Origin of the sequence: Mesorhizobium helmanticense, from assembly GCF_003034915.1 — a bacterium.
Classification (GTDB): Bacteria; Pseudomonadota; Alphaproteobacteria; order Rhizobiales; family Rhizobiaceae; genus Mesorhizobium; species Mesorhizobium helmanticense.
Genome location: NZ_PZJX01000024.1, coordinates 239,234 through 258,059 on the forward strand (window position 1 = coordinate 239,234; position 18,826 = coordinate 258,059).

Below are 18,826 nucleotides of genomic sequence, written 5' to 3' on the forward strand. Positions count from 1 at the left end.
TGACTGAGCCGGCGTTAAGCCGCGGACTTGCGCTGGAACTGGCCGGCGGCGCGGAAGCGCCAGAGATAGCTTGGCAGGATGGTTCCGATAGACTGCGGCTGGATGCCGAGGCCGGCAAGTGTTCGGCCTTCCTTGGCGGCCTCGTCGGAGACGATGTTGTGCTCGCGCAGTTGCAGCACCTGATCCTTGGTCAGCAGCGGGTTGGGCAAAAGGCCGAGGACCGATGCCTGCATGTTCGCCAGCCACCACGGCACCGGCACCAGAAGCCGCCTGCGCTCGATCACGGCAAGCATTTCCTCCATGCACTCCTTGAAGGTCAGCACTTGCGGCCCGCCGAGCTCGTAGATCTGGCCACCCTTGACCTTGCCCTCGACCGAGCGCGCCACCGCCTCGGCGACGTCGCCGACATAGACCGGCTGGAATTTGGTCTGGCCGCCGCCGATCAGCGGCAGCACCGGCGAAAGCTGCGCCATGTTGGCGAAGCGGTTGAAGAAGGCGTCTTCCGGCCCGAAATTGATCGACGGCCTGAAGATGACGGCATCCGCGATCGTCTCCAGCACTGCCTTTTCGCCGAGCGCCTTGGTGCGCGCATAGTCCGATTGCGAATTCAGATCTGCGCCCAGCGCCGAGATGTGGGTGAGGCCGGCGCCGACGGCGCGCGCGGCTTCGGCGACGGCTCGAGAGCCGAACTCGTGCACGGACGTGAATTTCTGGCGGCCGCTCTCATGCAGGATGGCGACCAGGTTGATGACGTGGTCGGCGCCTTGCACGGCGCGGTCGACCGACCAGCGTACCCGCACATTGGCTTGCACTGGCTGAATCTGGCCGACATTGCCGAGCGGCTGCAGATGACCGGCGAGATCGGGCCGGCGGACGGGAACCCTGATGCGGTAACCGCGCTTGGCCAGCGCCCGCACGACATGGCGGCCGACAAAGCCTGAGCCGCCGAACACGACGACGAGCTTTGGGGTCTGCAGGATTTCGGTCATGGCTGGCTCCGGCGCGCTTTTCCAGATTGGCTTGGCTGAGCCGTTTCATAGTCCGTTTCGCGCCAAAGGCAAAGGGCGACGTGTCGTCGCCCATGCCCCTGGTTTAGCCGTGTCAGAACGCCTTGCCGATGCGCGCGTCGACCGAGTGGCGGTTGCCGCCACGGATGACGAACAACAGCAGGATCGCCGCCCACAACAGCGATTTTTCCGCGCCCGAAAATCCCTGGCCCATAGTGACCCAGTGGAACCAGACGGTGACCAAAAGCACGAACATCCCGGCAAAGGCGGCAGGACGGGTCAGCAGGCCGATGGCTATGAAAATGCCGCCGAAGAATTCGGCGCAGGCCAGAAGCAGCGACCAGAAGGCGCCGGGATAAAAGCCGAGACCCTCGACCATCTCGGCCGCGCCGAACGGATCGGTGATCTTCTGCGAGCCGTGGATGGTGAGAAAGATGCCGGCCACGACGCGCAGCAGCGTTTCGCCGGCATCATGCAAGGCCGAATACAGGCTGCCAAGGGCTGGAATGACAAGGCTCTTGCCGGAATTGTCGGTGGTTGCGGACATTGGGACTCCTTTTTGTGGTCCTCGCAAACGCCCGACGGGTCCGGCGATGTCAAATGAACAAAAGTTGACCGCAGACAGCATGTTTTCTGCTCTGGTGCTGAAACGCAGAAAACCCCGCCGAAGCGGGGTTTTCCGGGCAACATTCACGCGGCGTCAGGGTCCAACGAGGCGGCCTGACCTGAGACGGTATCAGGGCGGCGTCAGACGCCCGCCCCAGCCCTGGCGACCGGATGTCACCGTCCGGGCAAACCCCACCCCGGACAGGCATTGGTCGCGGCAACAAGCGAAAAGGTTCAGCCACGCGGAAAAAATCTGCCACCGCGCCGTTGGACGGAGAGACATCCGCTACTTCTGGAAAGAAAAAGATCTCTTCACGAAGAATAGCGGGCGGCGAATTCCGAGATGCGCTGCACCACGGCCTTGGGCGCGGTAATGCCACGCGCCGCCGCCTTCTCCGCCGCGTCGGCCCGGGCGCGGCCGGGCACATGCACGCCGTAGCGCCGCCGCAAGCGATCAAGCTGGTTCTTCATGCGTTTTTCGAAATCCGGATCGAGCAGCTTCGGTTCGACGGCCAGCACGAAAAGGCCGGTTCCCGGACTGTCCGGCCCGCCGCTGAACCATGGCGCGTCGAGCGACCAGTTGGCCCCCGACAAGCCGGCCGCCAGCACTTCGACCATCAGCGCGATGTTGGCGCCGCGCTGACCGCCAAAGGCGAGCATGGCGCCTTTCATGGCCGCCGCCGGGTCGGTGGTGGGATTGCCGCTCGCATCCAGCGCCCAGCCCTCCGGGATCTTCTTGCCGTCCTCGGCCGCCTTGCGGATATTGACGAAAGCGGTGGCGCTCGACGACTGGTCGATGACCAGCGGCGCGCCGTCGGCGGCGGGCGCGGCAAAGGACATCGGGTTGGTGCAATAGACCGGCTTGACCGAGCCGGAGCCGGCAAGCACGGCCGGCCCATTGGTCGCGGCGAACGACACCAGTCCTTGTCCCGCCAGGCGCCCGGTGAAATAGCCGAGCGCGCCGCATGTATAGGCGTTCTTCTGCGAAAAGATGGCGACGCCGAACAGGCGCGCCGCCTTGGCGAGATCGTCGATCGTCCTGTCGAAGCCGGTATGGGCGAGACCGCCGCGCGCATCGGAGAGAAAAACCGCGAGCGCCGGCCTGGTGATAACAGGCTCGGCCTTGCCGTCGATGCGGCCGGCCTCGAGTGCTTCCAGATAATCGATGAAGTGCGTAAGCCCGACCGTGGCGAGGCCTTCCGCCTCGGCCGCAACGATGGAGGCGGCAAGCGAGTGCGCCGCTTCCTCATTGGCGCCGGCGCCGAGCGCAGCCATCCGGCACAGTCCTATTGCCTGGTCGAGACTGAGTTGCATCGGCGTTGCCTCTAGTGAGTAGTGAGTAGGGATTTAGCGAGTAGTGAGAGCGACTGCCTGCGCACTACTCACTACTGACTACTTACTAAATCCTACCCGATTTTGTTCGGGATTCGCGCTTCGATCCTGCCGAAGGCAAAGACCAGGATGCCGGTGATCGCCATATAGATCAACGCCAGCAGCAGCAAGGGTTCATAGGTCAGGTAGGTGTCCTGCCGCACCTTCGAGGAGACGGCAAATATGTCGATCACGCTGATGGTCGCCACCAGCGGCGTCGATTTCAACTGCAGCACCGTTTCGCCGGTCAGCGTCGGCAGCGCCCGGTAGAAGGCTTGCGGCAGCCAGATGCGCCGGAAGGCTTTCCAGCGGCTCATGCCGAAGGCGCGGGCGGCCTCGATCTGCCCTTTGGGCACGCCGGCAAAGGCGCCGCGCATCACCTCGCCCTCGTAGCCGGCGAAGGACAAGGTCAGCGCCAGCACGCCATAGGGCCACGCTTGCCGCAGATACGGCCACATCCAGGATTCGCGTATCCAGGGATACTGCGGAAACAGCGAGCCCAGCCCATAATAGAGCAGCCAGAGCTGCAAGAGCAGCGGCGTCCCCCTGATGATGGTGCAGAAGACCTTTGCGGGTGCCGCGAACCAGAAGGGACCGGCGGCCTGCGCCAGCCCGAGCGGCACGGCAAGCAGGAAGCCCAGCACGCAGGTGACGGCGAGGATCCACAGCGCGCGCCAGATGCCGAGCAGTCCCGCTGCGTAATATTGCGGCAGCCAGTCCCAGCGCATGAAGAAGGCAGCCGCCAGAACCAGCCCGAGCGCGATCAGGATGAGCACGATGCGATGCGGCTGCAGCCACAGCGACGTTCGCGCGGCGGCGTTGATGATGGCCGCTTCACCAGCCATCAGCGCGCTTCCTTGAGCGAAGGCATGCCGCGCCGGGCCCTGGCTTCGATGCGGCCAATGATCAGGTTGGAGACCAGCGTCACCAGAAGGTAGATCGCGCCCGCCGCCAGGTAGAAGGTAAGATAGGCCTTGGTCACGCCGGCCGCTTGCCGCGTGGCCAGGGTCAGCTCGTAGAAGCCGACGACCGCCAGCAGCGCGGTGTCCTTGGTGGCGATGAGCCAGAGATTGGCGAGGCCGGGGATCGCGAAGGGCAGCATCGCCGGCAGCGTGATGCGCCGCAAGAGAAGACCGGGCGACATGCCGTAGGCCCTCGCGGCCTCGATCTGGCCCTGCGGAATGGCAAGGATCGCGCCGCGGATCACCTCGGTCGAATAGGCGCCCTGGACGAAGCCGAGCACGGCGATGCCGGCCGCCAGCCCGCTGATGTCGATGCGCTGATAGCCGACCGCCGCCAGCACCTGGTTGATCAGGTCGGTGCCGGCATAATAGAGCAGCAGGATCAGCACCAGTTCCGGCACGGCGCGCACCACCGTCGTATAGACCGCCAGCAGATCGCGCACCACCGGACCGCCATAGAGCTTGCCATAGGCGCCGCCGATGCCGATCAGCAGCCCGAGGCAGGTGGCGCCGATCGCGATCTCGATCGTGTGCAGCAGACCGACCAAAAGCGTTCCGCCCCAGCCTGGCGGCGTGGGCGAGAGAAGCTCGAAGATACTGGCCGCGTCGATTGGCGTCGCCCCCGAATTGCTAGAGCATGCTCCCGAAAAGTTGCAGAGCGTGCGTGGATGAGTTCAGGCGAACCACGCGGCACGCCGTCCGCGCCGCGTGGTCGGTTGCTGGGGTACTGGCCGTCAATTCGATTGCGGGTCGTCACCATAGACGTCGAAGTTGAAGTATTTCTTGGTGATCTCGGCATATTTGCCGTTGGCGCGGATGGCCTTGATGCCGGCGTTGATCTTGTCCTTCAACTCGGTGTCTTCCTTGCGGAGGCCGGCGCCGACGCCAGGCCCAAGAACTTCGAGGTCCGGAGCCACGTTGCCCTTCATGTCGCAGCACGCCTTGCCCTGGTCGGATTTCAGAAACTCGCCAAGCGCGATGGCGTCGGCCTGCACTGCGTCGACGCGGCCGGCGGCGAGATCCTGGTTGGCTTCGTCCTGCGTCTGGTATTCCTTGATTTCCGCCGCCCCGGTGAAGTGCTTCTTGGCGTAGACGGCATGCACGGTCGACACCTGCACGCCGATCACCTTGCCCTTGAGGTCATCTGGCGTGGCGCCGAACTTCTGGTCCTTCGGTCCGATGATGCCGGTCGGGGTGTTGTAATATTTGTCCGAGAAGGCGATCGTCTTCTCGCGCTCGGCGGTGATCGACATCGAGGCGGCGATGAGATCGATCTTCTTGGTCGTCAGCGCCGGAATGATGCCGTCCCAGGCGACGGGGGTGATGACGCAGTCGAGCTTCTCCTCGGCGCAGACGGCATCGATGAATTCGATCTCCCAGCCGACCCACTTGCCCGACGCATCCGGCGAGGCGAACGGTGGATAGGGTTCGGCGGCGACGCCGACCTTGACCGGATCGGCCTTGGCCACGCCCATCGCGGCGACGCCGAGCAGCAGCGCTGCGGCAAATGTTTTGAGAACGGTTTTCATTTCAGATAACTCCCAGTTTGTTGTTGTTCCCGGTTTTCGTCCGCTTCGATCTAGCCGATGTTGCGGATGAACTGCTTGAGCCTTTCGGATTTGGGCGCGCCGAAAATCTGCTCCGGCGGGCCCTCTTCCTCGACCAGCCCGTTGTAGAGGTAGACGACATGCGTCGCGACCTCGCGGGCAAACTTCATTTCATGGGTGACCAGCACCATGGTGCGGCCCTCGCGCGCCAGATCGCCGATCACCTTCAGCACCTCGCCGACCAGTTCCGGATCGAGCGCCGAGGTCGGCTCGTCGAACAGCATGACGCGCGGGTTGATGGCCAGCGCCCGGGCGATCGCCGCGCGTTGCTGCTGGCCGCCGGACAGATAGGCTGGATAGACATCGCGCTTTTCGGCGAGCCCGACGCGGGCGAGCAACTTTTCGGCCTCGGCGATCGCCACCTCGCGCTTGACGCCGAGCACATGCACCGGAACCTCGATGACGTTCTCGATCAGCGTCATGTGGCTCCACAGATTGAAATTCTGGAAGACCATGCCGAGCTTGGAGCGGATGCGTTCGATTTGCTTGCGGTCGGCGGGTACGGTATGGCCATGGCTGTCGGCCTTCAGCTTGATCTCCTCGCCATTGACGCGGATGATGCCGCTGGTCGGGTTTTCCAGGCAGTTGATGCAGCGCAGCAGCGTCGATTTGCCCGAGCCTGAGCCGCCGATAATGGCGATGACCTCGCCGTCGCGCGCCGACAGCGAAACGCCCTTCAGCACGTGCAGTTCGCCGAATTTCTTGTGCAGGTTCTCGACATGGATGGCTTCGGCGGCGCCGTTTTGCGCCAAATGCTCCAGTGCGGGTGCTGCGCCCGGCGCCATCACCTTGCCGGCGCCCGGTAGGACGGCCGGATCCGTCGCAGCTGAAATCTTTTACCCATTAACCGTCACTGGACCGAATTCCCATTCTCAAGATGGACCGTTCCGCTTGCCTCCGTCAACCATGGTTTTTGGACCATTGATCGCAGCTTGCTGTAGTGGTTATTGGCGGCAGGGGACATCGCAGGAGCATTTGGTGGGTAAAACATACGGGTCGCGGACCATGGCCGCGCAATGACGACAGTCGGCGAAGCGCTCATCACCTTGCTCGAAGCTCACGGCGTCGACACCGTCTTCGGCATTCCCGGCGTGCATACGGTCGAGCTCTATCGCGGCCTGGCCCGGTCGAAGATCCGCCACGTCACGCCGCGCCACGAGCAGGGCGCCGGCTTCATGGCGGACGGCTATGCGCGCGCCAGCGGCAGGCCGGGCGTCGCCTTCGTCATCACCGGGCCGGGGCTGACCAACACCATTACCGCCATGGGCCAGGCGCGCGCCGATTCGGTGCCGATGCTGGTGATATCGGGCGTCAACGCCACGCCGACGCTGGGCAAGGGGCTTGGCCATCTGCACGAATTGCCCGACCAGCGCGGCATGATGGAAAAGGTCGCGCTGTTTTCGCACCGCATCACCGGGGCTGACGAACTGCCCGGCGTGCTGGCGCGGGCCTTCTCCGTGTTTTCGTCGTCACGTCCCGGCCCGGTTCATATAGAGATCCCGACCGACATCATGGTCAAGCCGGCCGACGGTCTCGTCGCCGTGCTGAGCAATGCAGCGCCGCCCGTACCCGATGGCGCAGCCATTGCCAAGGCGGCGGAACTCGTCGCCGCCGCGCGCCGCCCTGTCATCCTTGCCGGCGGCGGCGCCAAGAAGGCCGAGTCGCCGCTGAAGCGTCTTGCCGAAAGGCTGGGAGCGCCGGTTGTCCAGACTACCAATGCGCGCGGCTTGCTGTATCGCCATCCCCTTGGCGTGCCGGCGAGCCCCAGCCTGAAGGCGGTGCGCGCGCTGATCGCCGAGGCGGACCTTGTCATCGCCGCCGGCACCGAATTCGGTCCGACCGACTATGATGGCTATGGCGACGGCGGCTTTGTCCCGCCGGCCAATCTGATCCGCATCGACATCGACGCCGACCAGCTTGCGCGACGCCCGCCGACCGTCTCCATCCAGGCGGATTGCGCCGAGGCGATCGAGGCCCTGCTCGACCGGATCGGCGGATCGGCCGCGTCGGGCGACGGCCAGGCTCGCGCCGCCGCCACACGAAAGGCCGCCCTTGCCGAAGTCAGCCCGGCCTTCACCGCCCAGATACGCGCGGTGGAAATGATCCGCGATGCCTTGCCGGGCGCCATCATCGTCGGCGATTCGACGCAGCCGGTCTACGCCGCCAATCTCTATTACGATCATGACCGGCCCGGCGGCTGGTTCAACGCCGCCACCGGATTCGGCGCGCTCGGCTTCGGCCCGCCGGCGGCCATCGGCGCCGCGCTCGCCGTGCCCGACGCGCCGGTGGTTTGCCTCACTGGCGATGGCGGCTTCCAGTTCACCTTGCCGGAACTGGGCGCCGCACTCGATGCGGCCGCGCCGGTGATCTTCGTCGTTTGGAACAATCGCGGCTATCGCGAAATCGAAACCTCGATGCTCGATGTCGGCGTCGAGCCGGTCGGCGTCTCGCCCGCGCCGCCGGATTTCTGCAAGCTGGCCGAGGCCTATGGCATCGCCGCCGAACGGCTCGCCGATATCGGGCATCTGGCGGACGCGCTCAAGCGCGCGCGGGCTACGGGACTGCCATATGTCATCGAAATCACCGTCGATTGAGCGTGGCTGGAAATCATGACTGTCGGATGGTTTTCAGCAAATTGAAGCCGATCCGCGATCCGCTGACATCTGCGTATGTCGCCCCGGCGCGCTGGGCCGCATCCTCACCGGCCTTGCCCTGGCCTTTGCGCAGACGTGCCGCGAAGCTTTGCATGAGCTATGCGCGCAAGAGCCTTTGGCGGGCTCGCCACATTGCTGTCGATCATTCGCAATGGTGTTCCGCCAGCACGCCGGCCGGTGGCCTCGGCCCGATCTGGCAGTACTGGGGGCAAGGTGTCGAGCAAGCGCCGCCAGTGGTCAAGGCATGCCTGCGCTCCGTGCAACGTAACAAGGGCGATCGCCAACTCGTCGTGCTCGACGACAAGACCATCGAGAGCCATATCGACCTGCCCGGCCACATCTGGGACAAGCGCACCCTGATGAGCCGGCAGCATTTCTCCAATTTCATTCGCTTGAGCCTGCTTCATCGGCATGGCGGAACATGGCTGGACGCCACGATCCTGCTGCGACAGCCTGTTCCAGTCGAAATCGAGCGCGAGGATTTCTACATCCTGCGGGAAACGACCCGCCATCCGAGGCTGGTGGAAACCTGGTTCATACACGCCCGCAAAGGGCATCCGCTGATCGAAACGGTGCTTCATGGCCTGGCGGACTACTGGCAGAAATATGACGGGCTTCATGAGTATTTCATGTTCCCCTACCATTTTGAGGCCTCGCTGCTTTTGCACCGGCGGCTTCGACGTGATTTCCTGCGCATGCCGCAAATCGGTGCGGCCCAGCCGCATGAACTGCAATGGCAGCTCTTCAACCCCTTTGACGAAGCCGCCCATCGCGCGGTCTTCGATCGTTTCTGGCTGCACAAGCTGACCCACAGGAACCCGCGGCCGGCGACAGGGGACCGCCTGCTATGGGACGCGATCATCGAAGGATGGCCGGCCGCTTGATCTACGCCGAACGATCTAGCGTCAACGAAATTTCAGTTGAGTGACGACGCGAAAGGCGCGACGTTCGCCACCGGCGCGGCGCAAGTACAAGAATGACTGGAGCGGTCGACGATGACGGAAACACTAGAGGGCAGGCATATTGTGGTCACTGGCGGCACCGGGGCGCTTGGCGGCGCGGTTGTCGGCAAACTGTTGGGTGAGGGGGCGATTTGCCATGTGCCCAACGCCCATGCCGCCGCGCCCGGGCATTTTCCCTATCCGGCACATGAGCGCGTCAAGCTGGCGCACAATGTCGACCTCGCCGACCCCGCCAAGGTCGATGCGTTTTATGACGGCGTTCCGGATTTGTGGGCGTCCATCCATCTGGCCGGCGGCTTTACCGCAGCGCCGGTGGAAAAGATCGAATCCGCGTCCTTCGCCGAAATGATGGACACCAACGCCCGCACCACCTTCCTGTGCTGCCGCGCCGCGATACGCTCGATGCTGGCGGCCGAAACATCCGGCCGCATCGTCAACATCACGGCGCGCGCCGGGCTCGATCCCAGGCGTGGCTCCGGCATGGTCGCCTATGCCGCCAGCAAGGCGGCGGTCGCGGCGATGACACTGGCGATGGCGGAAGAGCTGAAGGGCAAGGGCATATTGGTCAATGCGGTTGCGCCCTCGACCCTCGACACGCCGGCCAACCGGGCTGATATGCCCGACGCCGATTTCGGCAGATGGGTCAGCCTCGAAGCGGCGGCCGAGGCCGTCGCCTATCTCGCTTCGCCGGCTAATCTGGCGATGAGCGGCACGCTGGTGCCGCTATACGGCAGGGCCTGAGCGCTCAAGCACGGCCAAAGAAAAACCCCGCCGGATCGCTCCGGCGGGGTTTGTTTTTTAGTTGGTGCGAAGGCTCTTAGCTGCCCTGCTTCTTCAGCGCTGCGCCCAGGATGTCGCCCAGCGAAGCGCCGGAGTCGGTCGAGCCGTACTGGGCGACCGCTTCCTTCTCCTCGGCGATTTCCAGCGCCTTGATCGAGACCTGCAGCTTGCGGGTCTTCTTGTCGAAGGCGATGACGCGGGCGTCGACCTTCTGGCCGATGGTGAAGCGCTCGGGGCGCTGCTCGTCGCGGTCGCGGCTCAGATCGGAGCGCTTGATGAAGGTCTCGATGCCGCTGTCGACCAGCCGCACTTCCAGGCCGCCATCCTTGACGCCGATGACTTCGCAGGTGACGACCGCGTTCTTGCGCAGTTCGCCTGAAGTCGCCGCTTCGCCGACCGTATCCTTGGCCAGCTGCTTGATGCCGAGCGAGATGCGCTCCTTCTCGATGTCGACGTCGAGCACCTGCGCCTTGACCATGTCGCCGCGATTGTACTCTTCGATGACCTGCTCGCCCGGACGGGTCCAGTCGAGGTCGGAGAGGTGCACCATGCCGTCCACGTCGCCTTCGAGACCGATGAACAGGCCGAACTCGGTCTTGTTCTTGACCTCGCCCTCGACCTGGCTGCCGACCGGATGGCTGCTGGCGAAAGCCTGCCACGGATTCTCAAGCGTCTGCTTGAGGCCGAGCGAGATGCGGCGCTTGGCCGGATCGACCTCGAGCACCACCACGTCGACTTCCTGCGTCGTCGACAGGATCTTGCCGGGATGCACGTTCTTCTTCGTCCACGACATTTCCGAAACGTGGATGAGGCCTTCGATGCCCGGCTCCAGCTCGACGAACGCGCCGTAGTCGGTGATGTTGGTGACGGTGCCCTTGATCTTCTTGCCGATCGGGAACTTGGTGCCGATCTCCGACCACGGATCGCTCTCGAGCTGCTTCATGCCGAGCGAGATGCGGTGGGTTTCCTGGTTGATCCGGATGATCTGTACCTTGACCGTCTGGCCGATGTTGAGGATTTCGGTCGGATGGTTGACGCGGCGCCATGCCATGTCGGTGACGTGCAGCAGGCCATCGATGCCGCCGAGGTCGACGAACGCACCGTAATCGGTGATGTTCTTGACGACGCCTTCGACCACCTGGCCCTCTTCGAGGTTCTGCACGATTTCCGAACGCTGTTCAGCGCGGCTCTCTTCGAGCACAGTGCGGCGCGACACCACGATGTTGCCGCGGCGGCGATCCATCTTGAGGATCTCGAAGGGCTGCGGGTTGTGCATCAGCGGCGAGACGTCGCGGATCGGGCGGATATCGACCTGGCTGCGCGGCAGGAAGGCCACGGCGCCGTCGAGGTCGACGGTGAAGCCGCCCTTGACCTGGTTGAAGATGACGCCTTCGACGCGCTCACCCTTGGTGAACTTCTCTTCGAGTCGGACCCAGCTCTCTTCGCGGCGGGCCTTTTCACGGGAAAGCATCGCTTCGCCAAGCGCGTTCTCGATGCGCTCGACATAGACTTCGACCGTATCGCCGACCTTGAGGGTGGAGTCCTTGCCCTTGACGCCGAATTCCTTCAGCGGCACGCGGCCTTCGACCTTGAGGCCGACATCGATGATAGCCATGTCCTTTTCGATCGCGGTGATCGTGCCCTTGACGACCTGGCCTTCGCCGGAATGGCCGGCGGTAAAAGATTCTTCGAGCAGGCTCGCGAAATCATCGCGAGTGGGATTTGCAGCTGACATATTTTCTCCTGGAATGCCTCGCATCTCAAGCGGGGCGGGCGCCGTGGGTTAGCGTTGCGTTGGCCTGCCGGCGTTCCGGGCTTTCCAAAAAACCCTTGGCCGCCTAAGCGGCAATTCCGGCGCATGAAGAATGCTGGCAGGCTGGTTCGTGCCCGATATGGGTATCTTTTGCGCTGCCGGCAATCGGCAACAGCGGGAAAACCCGGCTCAGGCGTTGTTTCTTTTGGCGAGAACGTCGTCGATGATCGCTCTTGCCGCCAGAAACGCGGCCTCTATAGCCATTTCGGACGTATCAAGCAAGTGCGCGTCGGCGGCCGGCTTCAAGGGCGAGTCCGCACGGCCCATGTCGCGCTCGTCGCGGCGCATGATGTCGGCAAGGATCTCGGCGAAATTGGCGGTGCCGCCGATGCTCTCGATCTCGGCCAGCCGCCGCTGTGCCCGCACCTCGGCGCTCGCCGTCACATAGAGTTTGATGTCGGCGTCGGGGCAGACCACCGTGCCGATGTCGCGGCCGTCGAGCACGGCGCCGGGTGGCGCCTTGGCGAAGTCACGCTGCTTTTCGACCAGGATGCGCCGCACCGTCGGGAACACGGCGACTTTCGAAGCAGCCTCGCCGACCGCATGTGCCGACAGTATGGCGCGGTCGAGCTTGTTGAGGTCGACCTGGCGCGCCGCGGTCTCGGCTGCGGAGACATTGTCGAGCGGCAGGCCAAGCTGCAGCAGCGCATGCGCCACCGCGCGATAGGTGAGGCCGGTGTCGAGCAGGTTCAGCCGGTAGTGGTCGGCGAGCCGCCGTGCCAGCGTACCTTTGCCTGCTCCTGCGGGGCCGTCGATGGCGATGGTAAAGGTCGGGCTCATTGGCCGGCCGCCGCCTTTGTCCGCTTGGCGCTGGGCCACCGGGCCTTCGTCATCCCAGGGCGCAGCGAACGCGTAGCGGAGCGGAGACCCTGGGATCCATGCCGTGAGATCAGCCGATGAATGCTGCGGGTCAGAATTCCGCACCGTCGCGGAGCTTTGACGTCACGGCATGGATCCTGGGGTCTGCGCCGCGTCGCTTCGCTCCTTGCTTCGCCCCAGGATGACGAAGGGAAGAATGTTGGCGCCCAATCTCTGAGGTCTGCGATTGCCATCAACAAGTCACCCGATCTCCGCGCCCAGCCCCTTCATCAGCCCCATGAACTCCGGGAAACTCGTCGCGATCATCGCCTGATCGTCGATTGTCACCGGCTTCTCCGTTGCCAGTCCCATCACCAGAAAACTCATGGCGATGCGGTGGTCGAGATGGGTCTGCACGGTCGTGTCCTGGCCATTCGGGTGTCCGCCGAGGCCCTTACCCTCAGGCTTGCCGCGCACCGCAAGCGAGGCCTCGCCCTCGCTGCAGTCGACGCCGTTGAGCTTCAGCCCGTTGGTGACAGCCGACAGCCGGTCGGATTCTTTCACTCGCAATTCTTCCAGCCCCTGCATCAGGGTCTCGCCCTCGGCGAAGCTCGCCGCCACAGCCAGCACCGGATACTCATCGATCATCGACGGCGCCCGCTCCGGTGGCACGATGACGCCCTTGAGCTCGGAATAGCGCACGCGCAGATCGGCGACATCCTCGCCGCCGGCATTGCGTGGGTTCAAGATGTCGATCTTGCCGCCCATCTCCTGCAAGGTCAGCAAAAGCCCGGTGCGGGTCGGGTTCATCAACACGTTCTCGATCGTGATGTCCGAGCCCGGCACGATCAGCGCGGCCACCAATGGGAAGCCAGCCGAGGACGGGTCGCCAGGCACCGCGATGGTCTGCCCGGTAAGCTTGCCCTGGCCCTCGATGAAGATATGCCGCACGCCGCGCTCGTCGGTCTCGACCGACAGATTGGCGCCGAACCCCTTCAGCATCTTTTCGGTATGGTCGCGCGTCATCACCGGTTCGATGACGGTGGTGACCCCAGGCGTGTTCAGCCCGGCGAGCAGCACCGCCGACTTCACCTGTGCGGAGGCCATCGGCACGCGGTAGGTGATGGGCGCGGCGTGCTTGGGCCCGTGCAGCGTGATCGGCATGCGATCGCCGGGCGTTGCCTTCAGCACCTGCACGCCCATCTGGCGCAAGGGTTCGAGCACGCGGCCCATCGGCCGGCCGGACAAGGACGCGTCGCCAATGAAGGTCGTTTCCATGTCATAGGTGCCGACCAGGCCCATGGTGAGGCGCGAGCCGGTGCCGGCATTGCCGAAATCGAGCGGACCTTCCGGCTGCAACAGCGCGCCATTGCCAGTGCCGCGGATCAGCCATTCAGCGCCGCGCTTCTCGATATGCGCGCCCATCGCCTTCATCGCCGCGCCCGTGCGCATCACGTCCTCGCCCTCCAGCAGGCCGGTGATGCGGGTCTCGCCGGAGGCCAGTCCGCCGAACATGAAGGAGCGGTGCGAGATTGACTTGTCGCCCGGCACGCGGGCAGTGCCGGAAAGGGCTGGAGATTTGCGGGCGGTGGCCGGCTTGGGAGCGGCGGAATGCGACATTGTATTCCCTGGGTGAAATGCCGGCGGACCGGCTTTTTTCATTCGTTGCGGCGGTCTCGTATCACGGCGCGTCGAAATGGTCATCCCCTTGCGCGAGGCCGTCCGACGCAGGGTTTTGCGACGCCGGCTTTAGGCTTTGACAGCGCCGTAAACTGCCGCTAAGGGGACCAACCTTTTATCTACGAGGCTTGCTGTGGCAAAACCTGAACTTGGCACCAAACGCATAGATCCGGAAACGGGTCGGAAATTCTATGACCTGAACAAGGACCCGATCGTCTCGCCCTATACCGGCAAGACCTACCCCCGCTCCTATTTCGAGGAAGGCAAGGCCGCCGCCATCGAGGAGGAAGAGGAAGTCGCCGAGAAGGAAGTCGACGCCGAGGAGGAAGAGGGCGTCGAAGTAGTTTCGCTCGAAGAGGCGGACGACGAGGCGAAAAGTGGCGACGATCTTCCCGATCTTGGCGATGACGAGGACGATGTCGATCTCGGCGACGACGAGGAAGACACTTTCCTCGCCGACGAAGAGGAAGAGGACGACGATGTCGCTGACATGATCGGCGTCGGCGACGACGACGACGAAGTTTGATGCGGACCAGGCGGGTGCGAGTTGCATTCGCCGGCTTTCGTTGCGCCGTCGCGAAAAAGCGGTTCTCGACGGCTTGATATTCGGGGAAGGCGGGGTTAGAAGCCGCCAGCACTAACGGCGCGGATTTAGAACCCGCGCTGGATCTCTTCGCCGGCAACGGCGCCGGTTGACTGCCGGGAGTGGGGCCATAGCTCAGTTGGGAGAGCGCTTGAATGGCATTCAAGAGGTCGTCGGTTCGATTCCGATTGGCTCCACCAAACAGTCTTTCACCTTCGCGGTCTGAGCGTGCGCCGCGCTATAGAATCCTGGCGAATGCCCCGCTGGGCGCTGATCTTATTCAGTAGAACGCCATGCCAAGCACCACGAGCGCAAGGAGGATGATCACACCGACAAATGCGCTTACTTTGACGGATGAAGCCAGGGACCGTCCAGATTTTACAGCTTCTACCCGAAGCTCCGGGCGATCTGTTTCCACCATATCGGATTTTGCAATTCCATTGCTCTCGATCGCCGTTGAAACCCTTTTTGCTATATCGCCGCGGATTATGGGATCATCGGACAAATGATCCGTCGTGCTGCGTTTGGATGCCATGTAAAACCCCGCCCCATATTTGCCCCTGGTAAGTAACGCTTCAGCCGGCCAAATGTTTCCCGCTCGTCAGTCGGTCATGCCTCGCCGCAGATGCCCCATGCTGCGGCAGGCCTACAAAAGACCTGATGGCCGTCCAATCATCCTTTACGAAATTCTTCAGTGAAGAGTTTCACAGAGCCTTCCCACAATATGGGCTCCGGAATTGGTATGGTACGGAACTGGCCCTGTCCGGTCATTTGAATGGACACACGCCGCCTTTGCTGCCCGAGGCCTCTCGCTCCCCCGAAAAGGGCCGGCAAATCCGCAAGGCCGGGTGCGGTAAACTTGCGTTACCGACAATCAAATCAGGCACAGGGGGTTTGAACTTGCTTCCAGCATTTGCAGGGATGACGGCGAACAATCCGCTGAAAGACAGCGCCCGGAATCCCGGATGGAAGCAGGAAGGCCGCTCGACGCAATGACCACGACGATTGACGACATCCTCCGGCCGCTGGCGCTGACCGTGCGGTTGCTCGCCCAGTGCTGGCCGCAGCTTTTGCTGATCGGCTGCATCGGCATGATCGCTCACGACCTGCTGCTTCAGGGCGCCGTGGCCATCGGCCTCCAGTTCCCGCTCGGCGGAATGGTGGTCTTGTCCCTGGTGGTTCTCGCCAGGCTCTCGGTGCTGGTCATGATGTTCGTCATCCTGCGGCCGCATATGCCGGCGCTGGCGGCCCTGCGACAAAAAGCGGCCAAGGGTGCCAGCGAGACGAAGCGCGAACCGGCCCTAGCCATAACCGCGGCCGCGATCCTGCCGTTCTTCGCCTACTATGCCGCCTGGGGCTTTCTCGGGGATACGGTCCGCGAATACTCGCGCATGGCGCTGGCCCAGGCCGATCTAGGCAAGAGCGTCGACATCTTCGCCATCCTTCAATCCAGCGGGGTGATACTGTCGATCGTCATATGCTGGCTGGTGCGTTTTGCCGCCAAGCGATTGAATGCGCGCGCCTCTCATCCCTATTGGCGGTTGCTGATCGTGGCGACCGACGCAACCTGGATCTTCATCGGTCTCTACGCGCTCGGCGTCTGGAAAGACGAACTCATCCGCTGGCTTGGCGCGGGCGCTGCGCTGCAGCAGATCGGCCTCGATTTGCTCGCGCCGGTAACTTCGGCCGCGGCCGCGGAGTTCGTTCCCGTGGAATTTCGGCCGCTTCCCCTAGGCGAGCAGCTTCAGAACCTGTTCTTCTTCGCATTGCTGCCGATTGTCTGGCTGGTGATGGCCGCGATCATCAACGGCTATGAGCTTTCCGCGCCGGCAGCTGCTACTCCCGCGGCATTGCACGCAACCTCCTGGCGCAAGTGGCTGAAGGATTTTGCGGCCCACTTCGTCGGTGGCTATCGCAGCCGCTACGCGCCGGTCTGGACTTGCCTCAAGCTGACGCTCAGTGCCGGCCTTGCCACGCTTGTCACCTTCGTCATCGCCTATCAGGCCGTCTCATGGGCCGGAGCCTGGATATGGTATGGCCTGACAAGGTTGATCGGAGCGCATGATCTGGGGACCTGGCAGGTCTTTGCCGACACAATCAGCCTTTTCATCGGCAGCCCAAGCGAGCTCGACGGAGGCATCTTGCTCGACGCGGTCCGGGTCGCCCTGCTTGCAGCCGTGCTCGAGACTGCGGTCGGTGGGGCGCGAGGGGCGAGTGACGTCAGGTCCGCGGTTCGCCAACGCTGAGATAATTCGGCAGCGCCGAACGGAGCGCGATCGACAGCGTAAGGCTGCTCGCCGCGGGTGGGATCGAAAAGCTGGCAACCATCCGTGCTGGTTGGCCGGGTTCTATCGCTGCGAATGCGACGCCGCCGCACAGCGACCGCTGCTCGGCCTCCGGATATTGCTGCCTGAGCACCGGATCGGCAAACAGGGTCGGCTGCCATGCGCGGCCGCTTTCGTCGGCAAGCCGCACCTCGCACGGAATGGCGCCGAGCGCCTTCGGGTCAGCAGCAACGGCCTCGAATTCGGCCAGGACGACGGCGTTTCCCCCGCTGCCCGCCAATCTGGTGAAGCGCGTCACGGTCCAGCTTGCGCCGGCATAGTCGACCGGTTGCCCCAAGGTCGCGGCTACCGGCTGGCGCAGATGCTGGGCGCGCCAGTCCTTGATGCTTCCCCAGGTCTGCGCGGCCAGCGCGGCAGGCACGGCAACCACCAGCGCCGCCATGCTCAGCCAATAGCCTCGCCGCGTTGACGTCACCTTTGCGGGAGAACTGTCCATGGCGGTCCTTCGTCATTGCGGCGGATGGTGATCGCCGGCTCTATGTCCTTGCCGGAAACATTCGTGGCGATGCGGATCTCATCGTCGAGCGGCAGCAATTTTGTACGTGCGACCACTACCGTGCCGCCGGCGACGGCATCCTCCGGCATTTCGAACATCAGCAGTACGCGGCGTGGCAGGCCGGGCTGGTAGACATCGCCCGACATCATCTCGATCGTCGCCGGCACCCGGTCGGTCAGCACGTAGCGCACGCCGCTGCCGCTCAGCCACTCGCCGGATGTCAGGCCCAAGGTTTCGAATTTCGCCTCTGCCTCGCCCTCGACCACAACCCACACGCCGGAACTCGTATAGGTTTTTGACTTGCCGAAAGTTTCGGTGTTGAGAACGCGCGCCACCCTGACGCTGTCCAGTGAAAGCGCGAACGCACTCGCCTCGACACGCTTGTTCATGCCGCCCGAGTAGGCTATCGGCGACGTGATCCTGCTGTAGAGCGGACGCGTATGCTGCATGCCATAGAGCACGAAAGCGGCAAACATCAGCGCCAGCACTGAGCGCACCACGCGCATCATGGCGCCTTCTCCACCGGCAGATCGACCCTCGCTACGGGTTCGCGGTCGTACCAGCCGCTTGCGCCATAGAGGTTGTCGCGCCGCTTGTAGATCTGGCCGGTGACGGTCACCGTAATCTTGTCTGGCACTGGCACATCGGCCGGCCACTCCCAGACCATCGTCAGGCGTTCCGGCATGTTGGGATTGAAATATCCAGCCAGATATTTGTCGCGATCGAGATAGGCCGTCGGCATATCGAGCTTTTGCGCCGGCGCGCTGATCGTGACGACGCGGTAGAGCACGTTGTTGGGAGTGGCGGAACGGTTCACCACATCCATGTCCACCATCACAAGCTTAACGGGTTGCGACTGAGGAACGCCGGTCGGCGGCACGGTTCCGGTGCGTGCCGTCCGCAATGTCACAAACCAGCGACCGGTATCGATCTGCTGGCCTGCCTGCATGACAGGCACTTGCGGCGGATGGGCAGCCTCGTACAGCGTCATCGAAAACGAGATTGCCGATGCGGCCAGCCCACCCAGGCCAGCGATCATGAAAGCAAAAAGTCTTTGCCGTACTGTCGTTCGTGTCGGTTCCGTCATGCGCGGTACGGTATGCGATGCACTCAGGTCAGCGTTATACGATGCAACCGCCGCGCGAGCGGACAACAATTGTTA

The 18,826-nt window shown here is 63.6% G+C and carries 19 protein-coding genes and 1 tRNA gene; 6 read left to right on the forward strand and 14 right to left on the reverse strand.

Annotated features, from left to right (window positions below):
* Positions 1–14: 14 nt before the first annotated feature.
* From C9427_RS10870 to C9427_RS10900, 7 genes are all read right to left on the reverse strand, one after another.
* Complete coding sequence (locus tag C9427_RS10870; protein ID WP_107649158.1) at positions 15–989, reverse strand: complex I NDUFA9 subunit family protein; 975 nt, start codon at positions 987–989, stop codon at positions 15–17.
* A 112-nt stretch (positions 990–1,101) separates the two neighbouring features.
* On the reverse strand, positions 1,102–1,554 hold the full coding sequence (locus C9427_RS10875; RefSeq protein ID WP_107649159.1) for a DoxX family protein: 453 nt from the start codon (positions 1,552–1,554) through the stop codon (positions 1,102–1,104).
* A gap of 371 nt (positions 1,555–1,925) precedes the next feature.
* Positions 1,926–2,927: an Ldh family oxidoreductase gene (locus C9427_RS10880; RefSeq protein WP_107649160.1), complete on the reverse strand. Its 1,002-nt coding sequence runs from the start codon at positions 2,925–2,927 to the stop codon at positions 1,926–1,928.
* Between the two features lie 92 nt (positions 2,928–3,019).
* Positions 3,020–3,829, reverse strand: coding sequence for an ABC transporter permease (locus tag C9427_RS10885; protein ID WP_107649161.1), 810 nt, complete (start codon positions 3,827–3,829; stop codon positions 3,020–3,022).
* Entirely contained in the window at positions 3,829–4,494 is a 666-nt protein-coding gene (locus tag C9427_RS10890) for an ABC transporter permease (protein WP_167434311.1), read from the reverse strand. Before C9427_RS10890 ends, C9427_RS10885 begins: the two co-directional genes overlap by 1 nt.
* Before the next feature lie 186 nt (positions 4,495–4,680).
* The gene (locus C9427_RS10895; protein ID WP_107649163.1) at positions 4,681–5,475 is read right to left on the reverse strand and encodes a transporter substrate-binding domain-containing protein; all 795 of its coding nucleotides are present in this window, start codon (positions 5,473–5,475) and stop codon (positions 4,681–4,683) included.
* 50 nt (positions 5,476–5,525) lie between these two features.
* Positions 5,526–6,338, reverse strand: coding sequence for an ABC transporter ATP-binding protein (locus C9427_RS10900; protein WP_107649164.1), 813 nt, complete (start codon positions 6,336–6,338; stop codon positions 5,526–5,528).
* Positions 6,339–6,569: 231 nt separating this feature from the next.
* Here C9427_RS10900 and C9427_RS10905 point away from each other — a divergent pair, with 231 nt between their 5' ends.
* From C9427_RS10905 to C9427_RS10915, 3 genes are all read left to right on the forward strand, one after another.
* Positions 6,570–8,147: a 5-guanidino-2-oxopentanoate decarboxylase gene (locus tag C9427_RS10905; protein WP_107649165.1), complete on the forward strand. Its 1,578-nt coding sequence runs from the start codon at positions 6,570–6,572 to the stop codon at positions 8,145–8,147.
* A gap of 152 nt (positions 8,148–8,299) precedes the next feature.
* Positions 8,300–9,091 (forward strand): capsular polysaccharide synthesis protein, encoded by a 792-nt coding sequence (locus C9427_RS10910; protein ID WP_167434312.1) that lies wholly within the window; start codon positions 8,300–8,302, stop codon positions 9,089–9,091.
* A 111-nt stretch (positions 9,092–9,202) separates the two neighbouring features.
* Entirely contained in the window at positions 9,203–9,910 is a 708-nt protein-coding gene (locus C9427_RS10915; RefSeq protein ID WP_107649167.1) for an SDR family NAD(P)-dependent oxidoreductase, read from the forward strand.
* A 76-nt stretch (positions 9,911–9,986) separates the two neighbouring features.
* On the opposite strand, the gene rpsA is transcribed toward C9427_RS10915, so the two are convergent.
* The 3 genes from rpsA to aroA all read right to left on the reverse strand — a co-directional run bounded on the left by rpsA (position 9,987) and on the right by aroA (position 14,180).
* Entirely contained in the window at positions 9,987–11,684 is a 1,698-nt protein-coding gene (gene rpsA, locus C9427_RS10920; protein WP_107649168.1) for a 30S ribosomal protein S1, read from the reverse strand.
* 207 nt (positions 11,685–11,891) lie between these two features.
* Entirely contained in the window at positions 11,892–12,542 is a 651-nt protein-coding gene (gene cmk, locus C9427_RS10925; RefSeq protein ID WP_107649169.1) for a (d)CMP kinase, read from the reverse strand.
* 279 nt (positions 12,543–12,821) lie between these two features.
* Positions 12,822–14,180 (reverse strand): 3-phosphoshikimate 1-carboxyvinyltransferase, encoded by a 1,359-nt coding sequence (gene aroA, locus C9427_RS10935; protein ID WP_107649170.1) that lies wholly within the window; start codon positions 14,178–14,180, stop codon positions 12,822–12,824.
* A 193-nt stretch (positions 14,181–14,373) separates the two neighbouring features.
* On the opposite strand from aroA, the gene C9427_RS10940 reads away from it, so the two are divergent.
* Both C9427_RS10940 and C9427_RS10945 read left to right on the forward strand, forming a co-directional pair.
* Positions 14,374–14,766, forward strand: coding sequence for a TIGR02300 family protein (locus C9427_RS10940; protein ID WP_107649171.1), 393 nt, complete (start codon positions 14,374–14,376; stop codon positions 14,764–14,766).
* A 181-nt stretch (positions 14,767–14,947) separates the two neighbouring features.
* Positions 14,948–15,023: transfer RNA gene (locus C9427_RS10945), tRNA-Ala, on the forward strand.
* Positions 15,024–15,103: 80 nt separating this feature from the next.
* Here C9427_RS10945 and C9427_RS10950 read toward each other — a convergent pair.
* Positions 15,104–15,358, reverse strand: coding sequence for a hypothetical protein (locus C9427_RS10950; protein ID WP_107649172.1), 255 nt, complete (start codon positions 15,356–15,358; stop codon positions 15,104–15,106).
* Positions 15,359–15,815: 457 nt separating this feature from the next.
* Between C9427_RS10950 and C9427_RS10955 the strand changes: the two genes are divergently transcribed.
* On the forward strand, positions 15,816–17,069 hold the full coding sequence (locus C9427_RS10955) for a hypothetical protein (protein ID WP_107649259.1): 1,254 nt from the start codon (positions 15,816–15,818) through the stop codon (positions 17,067–17,069).
* On the opposite strand, the gene C9427_RS10960 is transcribed toward C9427_RS10955, so the two are convergent.
* The 3 genes from C9427_RS10960 to C9427_RS10970 are packed head-to-tail and all read right to left on the reverse strand — an operon-like array spanning position 17,044 to position 18,703.
* Positions 17,044–17,604, reverse strand: coding sequence for a hypothetical protein (locus C9427_RS10960; protein ID WP_146172530.1), 561 nt, complete (start codon positions 17,602–17,604; stop codon positions 17,044–17,046). The genes C9427_RS10955 and C9427_RS10960 overlap by 26 nt on opposite strands.
* Positions 17,580–18,173 carry a hypothetical protein gene (locus C9427_RS10965; RefSeq protein WP_107649174.1) on the reverse strand — a complete coding sequence of 198 codons (594 nt, stop codon included), beginning with the start codon at positions 18,171–18,173 and terminating at the stop codon, positions 17,580–17,582. The genes C9427_RS10960 and C9427_RS10965 overlap by 25 nt, the downstream gene beginning before the upstream one ends.
* Positions 18,170–18,703: a hypothetical protein gene (locus C9427_RS10970; RefSeq protein ID WP_107649175.1), complete on the reverse strand. Its 534-nt coding sequence runs from the start codon at positions 18,701–18,703 to the stop codon at positions 18,170–18,172. Before C9427_RS10970 ends, C9427_RS10965 begins: the two co-directional genes overlap by 4 nt.
* Between the last annotated feature and the right edge of the window lie 123 nt (positions 18,704–18,826).

Excerpts from the sequence above, each read along its gene's own strand:
- C9427_RS10900 (WP_107649164.1), bottom strand. The coding sequence starts at position 6,338 with ATGGCGCCGGGCGCAGCACCCGCACTGGAGCATTTGGCGCAAAACGGC.
- C9427_RS10950 (WP_107649172.1), bottom strand. The coding sequence starts at position 15,358 with ATGGCATCCAAACGCAGCACGACGGATCATTTGTCCGATGATCCCATA.
- C9427_RS10910 (WP_167434312.1), top strand. The coding sequence starts at position 8,300 with ATGAGCTATGCGCGCAAGAGCCTTTGGCGGGCTCGCCACATTGCTGTC.
- C9427_RS10915 (WP_107649167.1), top strand. The coding sequence starts at position 9,203 with ATGACGGAAACACTAGAGGGCAGGCATATTGTGGTCACTGGCGGCACC.
- C9427_RS10965 (WP_107649174.1), bottom strand. The coding sequence starts at position 18,173 with ATGATGCGCGTGGTGCGCTCAGTGCTGGCGCTGATGTTTGCCGCTTTC.
- C9427_RS10885 (WP_107649161.1), bottom strand. The coding sequence starts at position 3,829 with ATGGCTGGTGAAGCGGCCATCATCAACGCCGCCGCGCGAACGTCGCTG.
- C9427_RS10955 (WP_107649259.1), top strand. The coding sequence starts at position 15,816 with ATGACCACGACGATTGACGACATCCTCCGGCCGCTGGCGCTGACCGTG.
- cmk (WP_107649169.1), bottom strand. The coding sequence starts at position 12,542 with ATGAGCCCGACCTTTACCATCGCCATCGACGGCCCCGCAGGAGCAGGC.
- C9427_RS10905 (WP_107649165.1), top strand. The coding sequence starts at position 6,570 with ATGACGACAGTCGGCGAAGCGCTCATCACCTTGCTCGAAGCTCACGGC.
- C9427_RS10880 (WP_107649160.1), bottom strand. The coding sequence starts at position 2,927 with ATGCAACTCAGTCTCGACCAGGCAATAGGACTGTGCCGGATGGCTGCG.
- C9427_RS10875 (WP_107649159.1), bottom strand. The coding sequence starts at position 1,554 with ATGTCCGCAACCACCGACAATTCCGGCAAGAGCCTTGTCATTCCAGCC.
- aroA (WP_107649170.1), bottom strand. The coding sequence starts at position 14,180 with ATGTCGCATTCCGCCGCTCCCAAGCCGGCCACCGCCCGCAAATCTCCA.
- C9427_RS10870 (WP_107649158.1), bottom strand. The coding sequence starts at position 989 with ATGACCGAAATCCTGCAGACCCCAAAGCTCGTCGTCGTGTTCGGCGGC.
- rpsA (WP_107649168.1), bottom strand. The coding sequence starts at position 11,684 with ATGTCAGCTGCAAATCCCACTCGCGATGATTTCGCGAGCCTGCTCGAA.
- C9427_RS10895 (WP_107649163.1), bottom strand. The coding sequence starts at position 5,475 with ATGAAAACCGTTCTCAAAACATTTGCCGCAGCGCTGCTGCTCGGCGTC.
- C9427_RS10970 (WP_107649175.1), bottom strand. The coding sequence starts at position 18,703 with ATGATCGCTGGCCTGGGTGGGCTGGCCGCATCGGCAATCTCGTTTTCG.
- C9427_RS10960 (WP_146172530.1), bottom strand. The coding sequence starts at position 17,604 with ATGGACAGTTCTCCCGCAAAGGTGACGTCAACGCGGCGAGGCTATTGG.